This is a genomic window from Bacillus cereus group sp. MYBK245-2 (genome assembly GCF_051916145.1).
GTDB lineage: Bacteria > Bacillota > Bacilli > Bacillales > Bacillaceae_G > Bacillus_A > Bacillus_A pacificus.
In genome coordinates, this window is sequence record NZ_JBQAGB010000003.1 from 79,520 (window position 1) to 96,541 (window position 17,022).

Below are 17,022 nucleotides of genomic sequence, written 5' to 3' on the forward strand. Positions count from 1 at the left end.
CGCAAAATCGCCGATATAATTTCATATACCGCTGAAATAACTCAGAAAGATGGTCTACATCATTTCATATACCGCTGAATTCTCCCAGAATAGAAAAAAGAAAAGACGCCACATAGCGTCTTTTCTATGAACGAAACGGAAACACAAGTATAATTGTTGTTCCTTTTCCTAGTTTGCTATCGATAGAAATCGTTCCGTTATGAGCATGGACGAGCTGTTTCGTAATAGCGAGGCCAAGTCCCGTTCCGATGTTGCTTTCTTCTGTATTTGTTCCTCTGTAATATCGCTCAAATAGAAGTTCTTTCGTTTTATCATCCATTCCTTTTCCATTATCTGAAATAGATAGTGTAAATGAAGTAGCGTTTTGTGAAAGTTTTACGATGACATTAGTCGTTTCATTATTATGTTTTACCGCGTTTACGAGTAAGTTTTCGATAATACGTTGGAACCATTTTTCTTCAATGAAATATTGAATTTTATTTGAGCTTGGTACGAATTCAATATTTTGATTTTGAAGTGTCGGATTATTAATGAATTGTAATAATACTTTTTGGACGAATTGATTCATTTCAATGTTTACATGCTGCGCAGGAAGACTATTATTTTTTAATTGATAAGTTAAGCTTAAGTCATCAATTAGTGTGGTCATATATTGAGATTTCTCTTTCATAACGCTGCCGAATTGCTGAATGTCACGATCAGTCCAGTTATACTGTTTTGATTCTAGTAATAATGCGTAGCCGTATATAGAACTTAGTGGTGTTTTTAAATCGTGCGTTAGACCAGTAATCCATTCTTCACGTGTTTGCTGCAGTACTTGCCTCATCGCATCATTTTTTTTGAGTGTAATAGAAAGGTGCTCTAGTGAATTTGTAACATCACTAAATAAGCGGAATGACCATTTTTCTTTACCAGATTTCCTGAACCTGACAGGTTTTCCTTTTTTACTAACAGGCTCTTCGTACTTTCCACCAGCTATGTTTTTAAGCCAGCGCATCGCATGTAATAACGGTTTTCCAAATTTATTACCGTACCAAATAGAAAGAATGACTAAATAAACAAATACGATAAGAAGGATTAATCCGCATCCGATTAGAAACTTTTTAGCAAATACATCGTCTATTTCATCATCTGGGTAGTAGTACTCATTTTTGGCAGTTACAACGAGAAGATGATTGCTATTTGTGTCATAAAAGCTAGACGTGTTTTCTTTATGATTCCACGGTTCTTTTTCACTAAGAGCGGCTTGTATAACAGAAAATGTTTTTTTCTTTCCGTTTGGATAGGAGAATACTTCTTCGCCAACGCTATTAAAGATTTGAAGTGTTGCTTTTTCTTTAGTAAGTAAATGCTGTTCTTCTTCTGTTAATGTGAACGAATCTGTAGATACAGAAGGGTGCGTTTTCTGGATTGTTTTTAGTAATTCATTGCTTTTTAACATACTGCCATAAATAACAAGCACATTCTTGTCTTCTAATTCAATTTCCCAATACGTAAATGTATAAGGGCTTTCTATGTGATTCTGTATATATGAGAATAAAGATGCCTTCGTATAAGATGTCGGTACGTCACTAGGTGTATTAAAGTGATAGAGAACTTTTCCGTTTTCCTCTACAACTTGAATCCAATCATTTTTCTCTTTCATTAAGTCTTTTACTTCAGTTTTTAACGAAATATCGCCATCTTCTGAAGAGATATATCTTGCAATCATAAAATTATCAGCATCTGGAATATTCGGTTCATATGAAGTACTAGTAACAAGAAAAATTAAATAAGTGAAAGCAGCTACTACAGCAATTAGTAATGTAACTAAAACAAATACGTGTTGCAGAATAAACTGGATAATGAGTCGTTTATTAAAATTCATATCGTCACCTTACTTTGTAATGAACTTATAGCCAAGTCCGCGAACGGTTTTTATATATTCTGGTTTACTTGGGTCTTGTTCAATTTTTTCACGTAGTTTTCGAATGTGAACCATAACAGTATTGTCATCGCCATTATAGGCTGGTGCTCCCCAAACTTTTTCGTATATTTCTTCCTTCGAAAATACATAGTTCGGATTCTCGCAAAAGAAGAGTAGTAGCTGAAATAGCTGGGCTGAACATTCGACAACATGTCCATTCACTGTCAGTTCTGCGGAATCGCGATCAATTGCAAATCTACCAAATGAACTAGAGTGTGCTTTTTGTTCATGTGTCATTACTTGCTTCATATGTCTTCGGAGTTGTGCTTTCATACGAGCTACTACTTCAAGTGGATTAAATGGCTTCGTAATATAATCATCTGCACCGTGTGCAAATCCAGATATTTTATCTAAATCAGATGCTTTAGCTGTGAGGAAGAAGATAGGGCAATCTGTTTTCTGTCGAATGATGGGACAAATATCAAAACCAGATTGTCCAGGAAGCATGACATCTAAAATAATTAAGTCGTAATCGTTTTGCTGCGTGAGAGATAAAGCTATTTCAGCTGATGTTGCAGTTGTAATATGAGAAAAACCTTCTTTTTCAAGAATGGTAGTTAGTAATTGTAAAATTGCTGTTTCATCATCAACGAGCAAAATATTTGCTTCATACATAAAAATCCCTCCTAATTTCCTCGAATATCATATCATCTTTCGGTAACTTATGGAATTTTTAAGGAAATTTTAAGGTTTTCTTTCTCAAAAAATTAAGAATCAAATGATATGATAAAAGTAACATAGGGGAGGAGATGAGTGTGAATCCGTTTCAAACGATGCGAGCTAGATATTTTTTAATTGTATTTGCACTATTAACTGTAGTTGCAAGAGCCAGTAATGAATTGATAGAAAATACATTTCATATGCAAAATTCTACTTTTATAAATATTCTTATATTCTATATCCTGCCGATTACGTGGATTTATTTTGCGTATAAAAAACACCGTGTTGCATTTTCATTATTTATTAATAGAAATGAAACATTTAACCTGGTGCAAGTTTTATACATTACGATCATGTTATGCGTGTTTAGTTATGGATATCTTATTTTGTACATGTATAGCTTTGCATGGATTACACCGACATTTATTATGAATGCATTACGTGAACCGATTATGGATAGCACTGGGGGATATGTTTATCAAGTTATTATGGTCGTATTCATTGCACCAATTATTGGGGAATTTGTTTTTCGCGGATTTTTACTGCAACGCTTCGCAGCAAAATGGGGAACGAGTATAGCGATCATTGTTGTAGCAATATTGTTTGCATTGTTACACGTTGATTTCCTAGGTGCAATTGTATTTAGCGTTGTACTATCAATCGTATATATTCGTACGAATAGTTTACTCATGCCAATTGCTATTCACATGTTAAACAATGCATTTGTAATCGGTGCTTCTTTTTTAATAAATAAAGAAGAGATAATGAGTTTTGCAGATTTCTCAAATTATACGACGTTCTTTCCAGGACTTATTATTTTTATAACAGGATTAAACTTAGTACTCATCTTTTTATTTGTTAACCGCAAATATTGGAGTAAAGAAATGCCCGCTATATATGTAGAGCAGGAAAAAAGCTTTTCAGACGTCGTGGGGAGTAAATGAGATGAAGAAGACGATTGGAAAAATATTGAAAGACATTATAGATGCTACGTCTATTACAGATATGTGTGATAAAAGCGTTTGTCATTGGCTTCAACCTGTAGTAGATACGATTGTGTTTCCGGAGTATTATTTGTTCTCTAGTAATCATTTAAAAGAAAATATTATTTCTCTTCTTATTGTGCTAGGGGTTTTACTAATATTTGGTCTAATAGTAGAAGAAATGATGAAGCGCATCTTCAGAAAAAATGAAGAGAAGTATATGTGGGTTCATAAAATATTCGAGAAAGTAATAGTGGCTTTCCTTTTGTTTTATAGTATGAAAACAATCATTTACTTTATAGCTTTGAAACATCATTCATTCTAAATTTGAAAGGGATGTATAAAATTATATGAATGAAACAATATCATCAAATAAGTTTTTTTATTTGATTGTGCTTAGTATAGTGCTAATAACGACAGTCAACGTTATTCTTCGCTGGGAGGAAGCTTATTTCTTTATGTATTTAGCACTTCATTTGCTAGGGATTTTATGTATTAGTGGCGGTGTAGTTGCTGAAAAAAAGAGTGAAGAAAGCGTTAATTATATGTGTGTGACCGGTCTTATTTTACTTTTAGCTGTACAAGGTATTATGAAATATAGTTCTTTTTCTTTACAAGATTTTAGCTTATTAATGGATGTACTTCCTTAAGGAAGCACGTTATGTTAGCTAAGAAGCAAATAGGATATGTACTAGTTTTAATTGGATTTTTTACGCTTATTGTAACGACTTTATTTTTTCAAGACTATGAATATATACGCTATATAAAAGCTGGGTTGTAAGTACGTCTCTTATCCCAGAGTATGAACCGAAGAAAACGTCTAAAGGTAGGTAAAACTCTTCTATTTGTAGAAGAGTTTTTTTATGTAAATAAAAGGATCTCGAGCAATTCGCGTAATAAGCTTGTTCTAATTTAGCATGTACGAACTTACAATAATAATAGACAGGCAGCATAGAGGAGGGAATAGCGTGAGGAAGGTTATCGGGTGGTCGCTTTTTTTGTACGTTGGGTTTGCGTTATTTATATATTGGTATTTATTTGGATGGAATCATGAACTAATTCCTGACATGTACAAAGGAACGAGTGCAGATCCAGAAACGTTTATGAATGCAAGAGAGCTTACGCTAAGCCAAGATTATTCGCGCGTGAAAAATTTACTGTATTTTTTAGCGACGCCTCTTGAATGGATTATTTTATTATTTGTACTTGTGCTCGGTATTTCAAAAAAGTTTGAGAAATGGTCGAAGGAAACGACGAAAATAAGTGTCCTGCAAGTTGCGATTTATTTCTTTTATTTATCATTACTTACAACAGTTCTTGCCTTGCCGATGCAATGGATTAGCCGAAAAGTTTCCGTTGATTACGGCATTTCAACGCAAAGTACACAAAGCTGGATAAAAGATCATGTTATCGGTTTTTGGGAAAGTTATGCAACTATGTTAATTGTAGTTACGGTTCTTCTCTGGCTTATCCGTAAATTCCCGAAGAGATGGTGGTTAGCAGGCTGGGCACTCTCTGTTCCGTTTACAATCTTTTTAACATTCATACAGCCTGTCGTGATTGATCCACTGTATAACGACTTTTCGACGCTGAAAGATAAAGAATTAGAAACGAAAATTTTAGCGATGGCAGACAAAGCTGATATTCCAGCAAAACATGTATATGAAGTCAATATGTCGGAAAAAACGAATGCATTAAATGCCTACGTAACAGGAATAGGACTTAACTCGCGTATTGTAATGTGGGATACGACGCTTAAGCAATTAAAAGATAAAGAGATTTTATTTATAATGGCCCATGAAATGGGGCATTATGTTATGAAACATATATATTGGGGCGTTGCGAGTTATGTGTTGCTATCGTTTATAGGGATGTACCTCATTAGTCGTATTATCAATATGTGTATTCGAAAATGGGGAGATACGCTGCAAATTCCAAAAGCAGCATGTTTCTCAATTTTACCTTTATTTTTCTTAATTTCTTCTGTCCTCTCTTTTGTATCACAACCAGCAACAAACTACGTTTCTCGTATAGAAGAACGAGCAGCAGATCAATATGCTTTAGACATGACGAAGGACGGGAAATCTGGTGTAAAAACGTTTCAATATTTATCAAAAACGAGTTTAAGCCAAGTAAATCCTCCTGCGTTAGTGAAGTTTTTCTTATACACACATCCACCAATTTTCGAAAGAATTCATACGTTTGAAAAATATGAAAAGGAAAAGAAGCGGTAGTGTACTGCTTCTTTTTTATGCGTTATTCGAGTTTTGGAAAATTATAGTGTATAATATATGGAATATTCAGTGAAATGTTTAGGAGGTTAATATTTTGTTTCATTCAAAATCAATGCCGGCTATAAAAATGATCCTTTCGATGTCTATTTTCGGATCAATTGGATTTTTCTCTGTTCAAACAGGTTTACCGTCTTTTGAATTAGTATTCGTTCGTTGTATTTGTGCGACTATATTTTTAGCATTATGTTGGCTCGTAACAGGACAATATAAAAGTGAGCAATGGAATAAAAAAGAAATCATGCAAATATTAGCATGCGGTGTATTTCTCGTTTTTAACTGGGTATTTCTATTTAAAGCGTTTGAAGTTATGTCGATTACAATTGCGATTTCAGTTTATCATCTAGCACCCATTATCGTATTAATGATTGGTAGTATTGTATTTAAAGAGAGACTTACAATGTTTGCTGTTTTGTCCATTGTCATTTGTTTTATCGGTACAGTGTTAGTGGCTGGAGTAGATGGAAGTCTATCACTTGAAAAACTGATGTCATCTGGCATGGTATGGGCACTACTTGCGGCACTATTTTATGCTTTTACTACTTTACTAGGAAAAGGAATTCAGCATACGAGCGCATATGCGATGACATTTTTACAAACGTTTTTAGGTATATTTTTATTGCTACCATTCGTAGATTTTGGCAAGTTTCAAGGATTAACAGAGATGAATTGGATGATGATTACAGCGACAGGTCTTATACATACTGGATTTGTATATTACTTATTTTTTGACAGTTTAAGAGATTTATCTACTAGAATGATTTCTGTATTAGTATTTTTAGATCCTGCGGTTGCAATACTATTAGATACCGTCTTTACTGGGTTTAGACCGACTAGTATGCAAGTAGTAGGGATTATCCTTATATTTGTAGGAATGGCATTTACTTTTCGAAAAACGAAGGATGAGGAAATAGCAGTAAAAGAAAAATTGTATTCGTAATTGTAAATAATTAGGTTTAATTGCATTTGAAATTTTCAGATTTATTGTATAATATAATTTGCAGGGAAATAAAGGAAAAGGTAGATGAGAGGGATGAAAAAGCTAGTAAAGATCGCGACATCACTAACTTTAATGGGGGGAATATTTGTAAGTGCAAATGGTGTGTCTGCAAATACAGATGTTATCCAAAAATCTAGTCCTAATATTATGATAAAGTTTGATGATGTAACAACAGATTATTGGGCATATGATGAAATTACAAATTTAGTATATCATCGCATTATGTATGGCTATGGAAATGGTAAGTTTGGGACAGAAGATCATATAACACGTGAACAAGCGGCGGCAGTATTGTACCGCGCACTTCATGTAAAAAGAAGTGCGACTATTGGAAATCCATATGGAGATATTAGTGCGAAATCAACCATGTTCCCTTACGAAATTTTACGCTTAACACAGCTTGGTATTTTTAAAGGAGACGAAAATGGGAATTTCCGTCCGAAAGATACATTGACTCGTGCAGAATTAGCACAAATTTTAACGAAAGCATATGAGTTGAAAACAAAGAGTCCACATACATTTACAGATATACCAGAAAATCATTGGGCAAGGGATGCAATTAGCGCATTGCAGTCTAATAAAGTAGCGGTAGGAACGGGAGATGGCAAGTTCCAGCCTGAAATGCTCGTTACACGTGGGCAATTTGCAAAGTTTTTACAACGATCAATTGATAATTCTCCAGGGAAAATGGAATAGATAAAGAGAAAGCTCATAATTTGTGGAAGAGGTATCTTTCGCTCATTATGAGCTTTTGTTAATAGAGAGGTTACTATTGTCGTATGTTGTAGTTAAGTCGATATAATTGCATTTTTTGTCTAGAAAATGAACTATTAAAACGTGAAGGATTTCTTTAAAAAAAAGTAGAATATTTATATTATAGAAACACCTTTACATGAATACAGGAAAGAAAATTAGTTTGCGTACAATTCGGTATAAAAGTTGAAATTGAGAGCGAATTGGCTCTCCTTTAGTAGTGATTTTCACAATAATAGATTTTTTAAATGTAATATATTGCATAAATGGTGCAAAGGCAACATATGTAATATTGGAAAGGATTTCAGTCTATTATTTTCCGTTTTTTCAAATGGAGGTAAAGGGGAGAGGGCAATGAAGAAGAATATGTTACGTATAATGGCAACGGTAACTATTATGGGTGGTTTGTTTGTAAGTACGAATGTTCCAAACGTAAAAGCAGAAGAATATCCAGAAATGATTGTGTTTGATGATGTTCCAGTAAACTACTGGGCATATGACGATATAATGGATGTAGTATACAATAAAGTAATGTTAGGGTATGGAAATGGTAAGTTTGGTGTAGGTGATAATGTAACAAGAGAACAAGTAGCAGCAGTGCTGTATCGTACATTGAATTTGAAAAAGGAAGGACCTTTAAAAAATCCATACAAAGATATTTCTGAGAGAGCAACAATGTTTTTAGATGAAATTTTAGTATTAACAGAGCATGGTATTTTTAAAGGTGATGAAAAAGGAAACTTTAGACCAACTGCACCAGTAACACGCGCAGAAATGGCACAAATTCTTACGAATGCATTTACATTTGAGGTGAAGAAGAACCATACATTTAAAGATGTACCAAATAATCATTGGGCAAAAAATGCGATTAGTGCACTACAGTCTAATCATGTCATAGTAGGAACAGGAAATGGGAAATTTGAACCGAATAAAGTTGTAACACGTGAGCAATATGCAACGTTTTTAAATAAAGCTGTTTTTTATTTTCCAGTAAAAGATGAAGATTATGAATGAAAGTTAAAATATAAGGATGTTTAAATTATATTAATATAATATATATCGAGAAAAAAGCGCGGGAATTCCACGCTTTTTTCTTATTTAAAATTATTTGTAATTATATCGATTTTCTATTCGTAATTTAGTTTTTCGAATTTAGTGGATAAGAAGAGATTGAATAAAGTGACTTTTTATTGTTTAAATATACGGTTTAGTAACTTTATTATTAATAAAGTGTAAATAAAAGTATGTGAAATATAGTTCATAAATTAGACAAAACTCACATGAAAATTATATTGTTACGCTTCCATTAATTCTTTATATTAGAAAAAAATATGTTTTTTAGGGAGAGAATACTTTGAAGAAAAAAGTTTTAAAAGTAGCAACAGCTTTAACAATTATGGGTGGAGTAGCATTTAGTGCTGAAGGGACAACAGCAAAAGCTGAATTAGCTGCAAAGCCACAACAAGCAAGTCAGGCATTCTTTAAAGATGTACCAGCAGGACATTGGTCTTATGAAGCAATTCAAACTTTAGCAGAACAAGAAATTATGCTTGGTTATGGAAATGGTGTGTTCGGTTTTGGACATAACGTAACACGTGAACAAGTAGCCGCTTTAATTTATCGCACAATGGATTTCAGTGAAGTATTCGAGGAAGGCGATATTCTTGAAAATCCATATAAAGATATTAATGAAAGATCAACAATGTTCTTAGAAGAAATTTTAGTATTAACAGAATTAGGTATCTTTAATGGTGATGGAACTGGAAACTTTAGACCGAAAGATACATTAACACGTGCAGAAATGGCACAAGTGCTTACAGTAGCATATGAGTTAGAAGTAAAAGAAACAAAAGGATTTAAAGATGTACCAAAAGGACATTGGGCAGAAAATGCGATTAATGCAGTAGGTTCAAATGGTATTTCAGTAGGAGATGGCAAGGGTAACTTTGCTCCAAACATGAAAGTAACACGTGAACAATATGCGCAATTCTTATTTAAAACAATTTTTGAATAAATAATAGAACAAGAAGCTGGTGTTGTATAACACCGGCTTCTTTTTTATGTGTAAGACCGGTGGAAGAATACAGTTTTACAAAAAAAACGATTAAATTTTCAAAAAAAACTTCCTTTTCTGAAGATTTGTTATATAATATAAAACATAAAATCAAATCTGTTATAAAACAGTTTAAGAAGGGGATGCTAATATGTCGACGCAAACTTCACGGGTTACACTCGTGGGAGAAATGTTACCAGCGTACAACGAAATATTGACACCTGAGGCGCTTAGTTTTTTAAAGAAATTACATGAAAATTTCAATGAGCGCCGCATAGAACTTTTACAAAAGCGTGCGGAGAAACAAAAGAGAATTGATGCAGGAGAGTTTCCGAAGTTTTTAGAAGAAACGAAGCACATACGTGAAGCGGATTGGACAATTGCTAAATTGCCAAAAGATTTAGAGGATCGCCGCGTAGAGATTACTGGTCCAGTAGATAGAAAGATGGTTATTAACGCTTTAAATTCAGGAGCACATCTTTTTATGGCGGATTTTGAAGATTCGAATTCACCAACTTGGGAAAATGCAATTGAAGGTCAAATAAACTTACGAGATGCAGTAAAGGGAACGATTTCACATAAAAATGAAAACGGAAAAGAATATCGTTTAAATAGTAAAACAGCAGTATTAATTGTGCGTCCAAGAGGATGGCATTTAGAAGAAAAACATATGCAAGTTGACGGGAAGAATATGTCTGGTAGCTTAGTAGATTTTGGACTTTATTTTTTCCATAATGCGAAAGCTCTTTTAGCAAAAGGAAGCGGTCCATACTTTTACTTACCGAAAATGGAAAGCTATTTAGAAGCAAGGCTATGGAATGATGTTTTCGTATTTGCTCAAAAATATATCGGTATTCCAAACGGAACGATTAAAGCAACAGTATTATTGGAAACGATTCACGCTTCGTTTGAAATGGATGAAATTTTGTATGAGCTTAAAGATCATTCTGCTGGATTAAATTGCGGAAGATGGGATTATATTTTTAGTTTTTTAAAGGGTTTCCGTAATCATAATGAATTTTTACTTCCAGATAGAGCGCAAGTCACGATGACGGCGCCGTTTATGCGCGCGTATTCTTTGAAAGTCATTCAAACGTGTCACCGTCGTAATGCACCAGCTATTGGAGGAATGGCAGCACAAATTCCAATTAAAAACAATCCAGAAGCGAATGAAGCAGCTTTTGAAAAAGTGCGTGCGGATAAGGAGCGCGAAGCTTTAGACGGTCATGATGGGACTTGGGTTGCCCACCCGGGACTTGTACCAGTCGCGATGGAAGTATTTAATCACATTATGAAAACGCCAAATCAAATTTTTAGAAAACGTGAAGAAATACATGTTACAGAAAAGGATTTATTAGAAGTACCAGTGGGAACGATTACAGAAGAGGGTCTTCGTCTGAATATTAGCGTAGGTATTCAATATATTGCATCTTGGTTAAGCGGCCGGGGAGCAGCACCAATTTATAACTTAATGGAAGATGCAGCAACAGCGGAAATTTCTAGGGCACAAGTATGGCAATGGATTCGCCATGAAGGTGGAAAATTAAATGATGGTCGTAATATTACACTTGAATTAATGGAAGAGCTAAAAGAAGAAGAGTTAGCAAAAATAGAAAGAGAGATTGGTAAAGAAGCCTTTAAGAAAGGGAGATTCCAAGAGGCAACAACGTTATTTACAAATCTCGTTCGGAATGATGAATTTGTACCATTTTTAACATTACCGGGTTATGAAATTTTATAAAAAGTGAAAAGGGGATGGAACAAATGAAAAACGAAAGAATCGAGAAATTACAAGAGAGCTGGGAATTAGATACGCGTTGGAAAGGGATCACACGTCCATATTCGGCAGAAGATGTAATTCGCCTGCGTGGATCAATTGATATTGAGCATACATTAGCGCGCCGCGGTGCTGAAAAGCTTTGGGCGTCGCTTCATACGGAAGATTATATTAACGCACTTGGCGCATTAACAGGAAACCAAGCGATGCAACAAGTAAAAGCTGGGTTAAAAGCAATTTATTTAAGTGGATGGCAAGTAGCGGCGGATGCGAACCTTTCTGGACATATGTATCCAGACCAAAGTTTATATCCAGCGAATAGCGTACCTGCTGTAGTAAAACGAATTAATCAAACACTGCAACGTGCGGATCAAATTCAGCATATGGAAGGAAGCGGTGATACAGATTATTTCGTGCCAATTGTAGCAGATGCAGAAGCTGGATTTGGCGGACAATTAAACGTATTTGAGCTGATGAAAGGTATGATTGAAGCAGGCGCATCAGGTGTGCACTTCGAAGATCAATTATCTTCAGAGAAAAAATGCGGTCATTTAGGCGGAAAAGTATTACTACCGACGCAAACAGCGGTACGTAATTTAATTTCAGCACGCCTTGCTGCTGACGTAATGGGAGTGCCGACAATTATCGTTGCAAGAACAGATGCGGATGCAGCTGATTTAATTACGAGTGATATTGATCCGGTTGATAAAGCGTTTATTACAGGAGAAAGAACACCAGAAGGATTTTATCGTACGAAGGCGGGCCTTGATCAAGCAATTGCACGTGGTTTAGCATACGCTCCTTATGCAGACCTTGTTTGGTGCGAGACGTCTGAACCAAATTTAGAAGATGCAAAACGATTTGCGGAAGCAATTCATAAAGAACATCCAGGGAAATTGCTTGCATACAACTGTTCACCTTCATTTAACTGGAAACAAAAACTAGATGAGAAAACAATTGCGAGCTTCCAAAAAGAAATCGCATCTTACGGTTATAAGTTCCAGTTCGTAACACTTGCTGGATTCCACTCATTAAACTACGGCATGTTCGAATTAGCACGCGGCTATAAAGAGCGCGGCATGGCAGCGTACTCTGAACTACAACAAGCGGAATTCGCAGCAGAAAAACACGGTTACTCTGCAACTCGCCATCAACGAGAAGTAGGAACAGGTTACTTTGATGAAGTAGCACAGGTGATTACAGGTGGTACTTCATCAACGACAGCATTAAAAGGATCTACAGAAGAAGCACAATTTACGAAATAAAAGGAAGGGGCCCCTTTTTGAAGGATGCCCCTTATTATTTTTCGCACGATTCGAGAGTAAATGAAAATATATCAACGATTTTTCAAATATATCGACGATTCGACAAAGGATATCGACTTACCGACAAAAAAAGACAATATGATCAAATCCACTCAGCTCCATGATCACGAATAAACTTCATATCTTTTTCATAATGCTCTAAATGTCCTTCATCAATCATTCTTTGGAAATTCAAGTCGCCTTCTTGCGCTTTTCTTTTCATATACGTACATAACGCTTCTAGGCGTAGTAGTACCATTCCTAAGTAATCTTCGTCCATACTTTTCCCGTAGGACTGAACAAACAATTGCACTCTTTCTTTTATACGATCAGCATGTTGTGTTGATTCATAACGAATTGCCTCGCCTGATTCCGTATAATACACTCTACTTAAAGGCACACAAGTATAAAGCGTATAAGCGATATCCCAAATTCTTGGGCCAGGAGCAGCAACATCGAAATCAATAATACCTACTGGTTTCTCGTTATTAAATATAATGTTATATATGGCAAAATCATTGTGGCATAAAACCTCAATGTTATTTGGGGTATGGTCCATAGGTTTCCAATCATCTAATAACGGAAAGTCACTTACCGCATCATGATAAAGGCGAAGCATCTTTGCTATTTCTTTTAACACATCATTAGATCGCATATATTCTTTTAAAGGATAATTTCCAGCATCTCCTTCAATAAAAGATAAAGTCTCTCTATTTTTTTCATCTATACCTAAAAACTTTGGTGCGTAATGAAAACCTTTGTTTTCTAAATGCTGTAATAACTTATGAACTTTTGCACTGTCTGGCTTCAATTCTCGTCGAACAGTATTTTTAGAACGATATACGTTTGAGACGTTTCCTCCTGTAAGCTTTTCTTCGTTTGTGCAGTTTGACATTTCATCCCCTCCAGTAAGTACTGTCAGATTACATTTTAACACTTAGAAAAAGGAATATAGTGGCATTTGGAAGATTTGTTTATTTTTATTCAAATAAGATATTAATAATTGCATACGTGATTTAATTTGTCAGTTATTTTCAAAAAAGATTGTACATTTTATTTTAATGTGCTATGATAATGTCAGTTGAATAGTTAAATTAAGCAATCCATATATTATCAAGTGCTGGAAACGAACGAGAAAAAGTATGTGAGAACTAGTTTATGTTTCGTATTTGATAATGTGTGGATTCTTTTTTTAGATAGGAAAACTAAAAATTTTAAAAAATGTATTTTCTTAGGAGGAAATAATTATGGCAGTAACAGGACAAGTAAAATGGTTTAACAACGAAAAAGGCTTCGGTTTCATCGAAGTTCCAGGCGAAAACGATGTATTCGTACATTTCTCTGCAATCGAAACTGACGGTTTCAAATCTCTAGAAGAAGGTCAAAAAGTTAGCTTCGAAATCGAAGATGGCAACCGTGGACCTCAAGCTAAAAACGTAATCAAACTATAATTTTATAGTTTATTATGGAAAAAAGGATGGCTGCTGCCATCCTTTTTTTGTTGTGGAGAAAGTCTTTCCGTCTTAAAATTCGACGGGAGACCAACTGCTTGTTAACGCTCAATTATTGAGGGCTGAATAAAGTTTTACTTTCTAAACGAGAAAGTAAAACTTTATTTGTTCTTAATTTTTTCTTTGCAATTCATTTTTTATCCCGCTTTAACGGGCAGTAAGATCCCCACCTTAAAATTCAGTGGAAGCAAAGAAGTTAGGTGGGGGATCAACTGTCCGTAAAAGTCCGATTGGTGAGGGCTGATAATCAGTGGGGATGAACAAAACCCCCACTGATTAAAGTTTCACTTTATTTGTTGTTCTGTCTATATCTGAAATGGGTAAATCTGCGCCATATAGGCTTTGAGTATCATCTTTTTTGTTAGCATTGTTGTTAGAATTTTGTTCGTCTTGAGATGATGTTTCTAACATTTGTTCTTGCTCCTTACTAGGGGTATTCAGAGCATCTGATGGGACGCTATTAATCTGTTGGCTTAATAGACTTTTTTTCTCCATATTATACAGCTCCTTTTTGGAATTAGATAAAAAACGAATGTAATCATAAATAATCACTTACATATTTTGTGTTTTGAAGTGGAATTATATACAAAACTTATATTGCAGATTTAACGAGTTAAAAAGTTGCTAGTGATGTATAAAGGTGAAGTTCTTAATAAAAATGGGTAACACGTACAAGTACTTTTTAACGTAGTGGATCATTTTTAATCATGTTTTTTGTATGTAGTAATATTAAAAAGGGGATACAAGGACACCCGGAAGAAAATAGGAAGAAGAGCAAAAGGCTTTCCAAAATAGAAAGCCTTTTACTCTTCTTTTTCAACTTTTTTCTTCTTGCGTTTCTTACATTCAGAGCATTTCGATTTACGAAAAGGCTTTGCAAAGAATAATAGAATGAAAAATAGCCCAAATATAATACTAGCTGAGTTTTTCACGATCACAATGCTACTATTTTTCATTTGAATTGTTGGCTGCATTTCCTTTTCTTCCATAGTAGACCTCCATATATTGGGTTTTTATTTTTATTATAGCAAAGTTAATTGTCGTAATGATGTGAAATGAGAAAGCAATTGTAAATATTTATAGGTAGTATAAATATATTTTATGTATGAATAATTTATTAATCACTATATTAATTTTTATTAATTTAAAAGGTGTTTGACAAATAATAAAGTATTGTAAAAAAGCGGAATCTGTAAGCCATTTCCTTTTCATAGATGCTAAAATTATACATGCAGCTGCTAATATAAATAGAAAAAAGGAGATAGTGGAATATGGAAAGTAAAGTAGAACGCTACGTCGAAAACTATGTTGTAAATAAAAATACAATGGCCTTACTTCCTGTAATTCTCAGTGAAAAGAAAATTGTTACGCGAGTTGTTGAAGTGCAAGACTCTTTTTTCGTATTTCAAAAACCTCTAGATATTATAGAAAGAAGTTGTCGCAAGCATGGTTCTAGTTTCTTAGGCAGAAAAGAAGGAACGAAAGAGTTAACTCACATTACACATAAAGCTCCAATTGCGATTAGTCCGACCGATCAACTTTATTTTTTCCCTACTTATTCTTATTCTAGAAAAGAATGCGCGTGGCTGTCTCATTTTTATATTGAAAGCAATAAAGAATTAAAAGATGGAAACCTTATTATTCGATTTATAAATGGCTTTGCGGTGAAGTTAGAGATATCGAAAACTAGCTTTGAAAATCAACAAAATCGTACAGCAAAATTGCGTACTGAGTATGAAGATCGTAGGAAAAAACAAGGGAATCCTTGTTTTAAAGAGGTTGATAAAAATGAAGAATCTAGATTAAAACCAGCATATGAGAGTGTGTATTTTGTTAGAGAAGAGGATGTATGAGAGGAAAAGGATGAGGTGACTCATCCTTTTTGATTTCATTATATATACAGTTTACGTTGTAAGATTTATAAACAAAATGAGAGAATGTACAAACTTTTGTTCTCGAAGGGTTCAAGATAATATATAATCATAATGCAATGGAAAAATTATACATATACACTATAGTGTGAACATACAGTATATTTTTTCATCCTGTATAAAAAGGAGATGGTATGTTGAAAAGGAACCTGTTATTTTGGGCGCAATATATTCTTGCTTTGCCTATGTTTTTTCTTACATTTGTGTTTACTAGTTTCACTGGTAGTCAGTTGATGATAGTCGCTGATAAACGATATTTTGTTTTCACACCTCAAAATACAACAGATTATAGTCAAATTAGCGAAATTGATAAATTGCTATTTGCTTTTTCAATTCAACCGTTTGTCACTATAGTATGTTTTCTGTCAATCGTGTATGTACTGACACTTATTGTCTTTCAAATTATTGAATGTAAGAAGAAAAGAAAGATATTACATAGCCTGCAATATATGATTCTTATACCAATTTTTCTTTATTTGTGGTTAGGAACGATGGAATTTTCCGCAGTTAATTTAACGTGGATAGATAACTGGAAAGATTATCTTATCTTCACTCCTGCAACTATAACAAATGAAGAAGATATATATATGATTGATAAATTTTTATACAAATTTCGAATGGTACCTATTCGGAGTACATTATTAATACTATCTTTCTTACATATATTAATACTTATCGTGATTGACAGTGTACGCTTGCTAAAAAAATTGCTTGTAAGAACTCGCCATTAGAGGATTGTTTGAAGGTAAAATAATCATCCGTCGCTACCTATATGAAAAAGACTAATTATTAC

19 protein-coding genes are annotated in these 17,022 nt (G+C 34.1%); 14 read left to right on the forward strand and 5 right to left on the reverse strand.

The features are described 5' to 3' along the window. Positions 1–124: 124 nt before the first annotated feature. Positions 125–1,867, reverse strand: coding sequence for a sensor histidine kinase (locus tag ACTFRN_RS07485; RefSeq protein ID WP_074567792.1), 1,743 nt, complete (start codon positions 1,865–1,867; stop codon positions 125–127). Positions 1,868–1,876: 9 nt separating this feature from the next. Continuing rightward, positions 1,877–2,581, reverse strand: a complete 705-nt coding sequence (locus ACTFRN_RS07490; RefSeq protein ID WP_000272685.1) for a response regulator transcription factor — start codon at positions 2,579–2,581, stop codon at positions 1,877–1,879. A gap of 134 nt (positions 2,582–2,715) precedes the next feature. On the opposite strand from ACTFRN_RS07490, the gene ACTFRN_RS07495 reads away from it, so the two are divergent. The 11 genes from ACTFRN_RS07495 (at position 2,716) to aceA (ending at position 12,748) form a co-directional block, all read left to right on the forward strand. Then, complete coding sequence (locus ACTFRN_RS07495) at positions 2,716–3,570, forward strand: CPBP family intramembrane glutamic endopeptidase (protein WP_000115762.1); 855 nt, start codon at positions 2,716–2,718, stop codon at positions 3,568–3,570. A 1-nt stretch (position 3,571) separates the two neighbouring features. Continuing rightward, positions 3,572–3,934, forward strand: coding sequence for a hypothetical protein (locus ACTFRN_RS07500; protein ID WP_041184461.1), 363 nt, complete (start codon positions 3,572–3,574; stop codon positions 3,932–3,934). Positions 3,935–3,959: 25 nt separating this feature from the next. After that, positions 3,960–4,259 carry a hypothetical protein gene (locus ACTFRN_RS07505; protein ID WP_001006054.1) on the forward strand — a complete coding sequence of 100 codons (300 nt, stop codon included), beginning with the start codon at positions 3,960–3,962 and terminating at the stop codon, positions 4,257–4,259. A gap of 11 nt (positions 4,260–4,270) precedes the next feature. After that, entirely contained in the window at positions 4,271–4,390 is a 120-nt protein-coding gene (locus ACTFRN_RS07510) for a hypothetical protein (RefSeq protein ID WP_014893227.1), read from the forward strand. Between the two features lie 187 nt (positions 4,391–4,577). Beyond that, complete coding sequence (locus ACTFRN_RS07515) at positions 4,578–5,843, forward strand: M48 family metallopeptidase (protein WP_001233282.1); 1,266 nt, start codon at positions 4,578–4,580, stop codon at positions 5,841–5,843. 94 nt (positions 5,844–5,937) lie between these two features. Beyond that, the gene (locus tag ACTFRN_RS07520; protein WP_000469089.1) at positions 5,938–6,840 is read left to right on the forward strand and encodes a DMT family transporter; all 903 of its coding nucleotides are present in this window, start codon (positions 5,938–5,940) and stop codon (positions 6,838–6,840) included. A gap of 84 nt (positions 6,841–6,924) precedes the next feature. Further along, positions 6,925–7,596, forward strand: a complete 672-nt coding sequence (locus ACTFRN_RS07525) for an S-layer homology domain-containing protein (protein WP_014893226.1) — start codon at positions 6,925–6,927, stop codon at positions 7,594–7,596. 411 nt (positions 7,597–8,007) lie between these two features. Beyond that, positions 8,008–8,667 carry an S-layer homology domain-containing protein gene (locus tag ACTFRN_RS07530; protein WP_014893225.1) on the forward strand — a complete coding sequence of 220 codons (660 nt, stop codon included), beginning with the start codon at positions 8,008–8,010 and terminating at the stop codon, positions 8,665–8,667. Positions 8,668–9,007: 340 nt separating this feature from the next. Continuing rightward, positions 9,008–9,667, forward strand: a complete 660-nt coding sequence (locus ACTFRN_RS07535) for an S-layer homology domain-containing protein (RefSeq protein ID WP_014893224.1) — start codon at positions 9,008–9,010, stop codon at positions 9,665–9,667. Positions 9,668–9,857: 190 nt separating this feature from the next. After that, positions 9,858–11,447: a malate synthase A gene (gene aceB / locus ACTFRN_RS07540; RefSeq protein ID WP_000107332.1), complete on the forward strand. Its 1,590-nt coding sequence runs from the start codon at positions 9,858–9,860 to the stop codon at positions 11,445–11,447. Between the two features lie 23 nt (positions 11,448–11,470). Then, a complete protein-coding gene (gene aceA / locus ACTFRN_RS07545) occupies positions 11,471–12,748 on the forward strand; it encodes an isocitrate lyase (RefSeq protein WP_000787356.1) in 1,278 nt (425 codons plus the stop codon). Between the two features lie 142 nt (positions 12,749–12,890). On the opposite strand, the gene ACTFRN_RS07550 is transcribed toward aceA, so the two are convergent. Continuing rightward, positions 12,891–13,682, reverse strand: a complete 792-nt coding sequence (locus ACTFRN_RS07550) for a phosphotransferase (RefSeq protein WP_074567790.1) — start codon at positions 13,680–13,682, stop codon at positions 12,891–12,893. Positions 13,683–14,034: 352 nt separating this feature from the next. On the opposite strand from ACTFRN_RS07550, the gene cspA reads away from it, so the two are divergent. Further along, complete coding sequence (cspA, locus tag ACTFRN_RS07555; RefSeq protein WP_000301518.1) at positions 14,035–14,238, forward strand: RNA chaperone/antiterminator CspA; 204 nt, start codon at positions 14,035–14,037, stop codon at positions 14,236–14,238. A gap of 336 nt (positions 14,239–14,574) precedes the next feature. On the opposite strand, the gene ACTFRN_RS07560 is transcribed toward cspA, so the two are convergent. Both ACTFRN_RS07560 and ACTFRN_RS07565 read right to left on the reverse strand, forming a co-directional pair. Continuing rightward, positions 14,575–14,793: a hypothetical protein gene (locus tag ACTFRN_RS07560; protein WP_070805466.1), complete on the reverse strand. Its 219-nt coding sequence runs from the start codon at positions 14,791–14,793 to the stop codon at positions 14,575–14,577. A 308-nt stretch (positions 14,794–15,101) separates the two neighbouring features. Then, positions 15,102–15,287 carry a hypothetical protein gene (locus ACTFRN_RS07565; RefSeq protein WP_074567789.1) on the reverse strand — a complete coding sequence of 62 codons (186 nt, stop codon included), beginning with the start codon at positions 15,285–15,287 and terminating at the stop codon, positions 15,102–15,104. Positions 15,288–15,569: 282 nt separating this feature from the next. Between ACTFRN_RS07565 and ACTFRN_RS07570 the strand changes: the two genes are divergently transcribed. Together ACTFRN_RS07570 and ACTFRN_RS07575 are read left to right on the forward strand one after the other, a co-directional pair. Next, entirely contained in the window at positions 15,570–16,151 is a 582-nt protein-coding gene (locus ACTFRN_RS07570) for a competence protein ComK (protein WP_088106549.1), read from the forward strand. Between the two features lie 212 nt (positions 16,152–16,363). Next, positions 16,364–16,960, forward strand: a complete 597-nt coding sequence (locus tag ACTFRN_RS07575) for a DUF4306 domain-containing protein (RefSeq protein ID WP_074568009.1) — start codon at positions 16,364–16,366, stop codon at positions 16,958–16,960. Positions 16,961–17,022: the final 62 nt, after the last annotated feature.

Excerpts from the sequence above, each read along its gene's own strand:
- ACTFRN_RS07485 (WP_074567792.1), bottom strand. The coding sequence starts at position 1,867 with ATGAATTTTAATAAACGACTCATTATCCAGTTTATTCTGCAACACGTA.
- ACTFRN_RS07490 (WP_000272685.1), bottom strand. The coding sequence starts at position 2,581 with ATGTATGAAGCAAATATTTTGCTCGTTGATGATGAAACAGCAATTTTA.
- ACTFRN_RS07495 (WP_000115762.1), top strand. The coding sequence starts at position 2,716 with ATGAGTGTGAATCCGTTTCAAACGATGCGAGCTAGATATTTTTTAATT.
- ACTFRN_RS07500 (WP_041184461.1), top strand. The coding sequence starts at position 3,572 with ATGAAGAAGACGATTGGAAAAATATTGAAAGACATTATAGATGCTACG.
- ACTFRN_RS07505 (WP_001006054.1), top strand. The coding sequence starts at position 3,960 with ATGAATGAAACAATATCATCAAATAAGTTTTTTTATTTGATTGTGCTT.
- ACTFRN_RS07510 (WP_014893227.1), top strand. The coding sequence starts at position 4,271 with ATGTTAGCTAAGAAGCAAATAGGATATGTACTAGTTTTAATTGGATTT.
- ACTFRN_RS07525 (WP_014893226.1), top strand. The coding sequence starts at position 6,925 with ATGAGAGGGATGAAAAAGCTAGTAAAGATCGCGACATCACTAACTTTA.
- ACTFRN_RS07530 (WP_014893225.1), top strand. The coding sequence starts at position 8,008 with ATGAAGAAGAATATGTTACGTATAATGGCAACGGTAACTATTATGGGT.
- aceB (WP_000107332.1), top strand. The coding sequence starts at position 9,858 with ATGTCGACGCAAACTTCACGGGTTACACTCGTGGGAGAAATGTTACCA.
- aceA (WP_000787356.1), top strand. The coding sequence starts at position 11,471 with ATGAAAAACGAAAGAATCGAGAAATTACAAGAGAGCTGGGAATTAGAT.
- ACTFRN_RS07550 (WP_074567790.1), bottom strand. The coding sequence starts at position 13,682 with ATGTCAAACTGCACAAACGAAGAAAAGCTTACAGGAGGAAACGTCTCA.
- cspA (WP_000301518.1), top strand. The coding sequence starts at position 14,035 with ATGGCAGTAACAGGACAAGTAAAATGGTTTAACAACGAAAAAGGCTTC.
- ACTFRN_RS07560 (WP_070805466.1), bottom strand. The coding sequence starts at position 14,793 with ATGGAGAAAAAAAGTCTATTAAGCCAACAGATTAATAGCGTCCCATCA.
- ACTFRN_RS07565 (WP_074567789.1), bottom strand. The coding sequence starts at position 15,287 with ATGGAAGAAAAGGAAATGCAGCCAACAATTCAAATGAAAAATAGTAGC.
- ACTFRN_RS07570 (WP_088106549.1), top strand. The coding sequence starts at position 15,570 with ATGGAAAGTAAAGTAGAACGCTACGTCGAAAACTATGTTGTAAATAAA.
- ACTFRN_RS07575 (WP_074568009.1), top strand. The coding sequence starts at position 16,364 with ATGTTGAAAAGGAACCTGTTATTTTGGGCGCAATATATTCTTGCTTTG.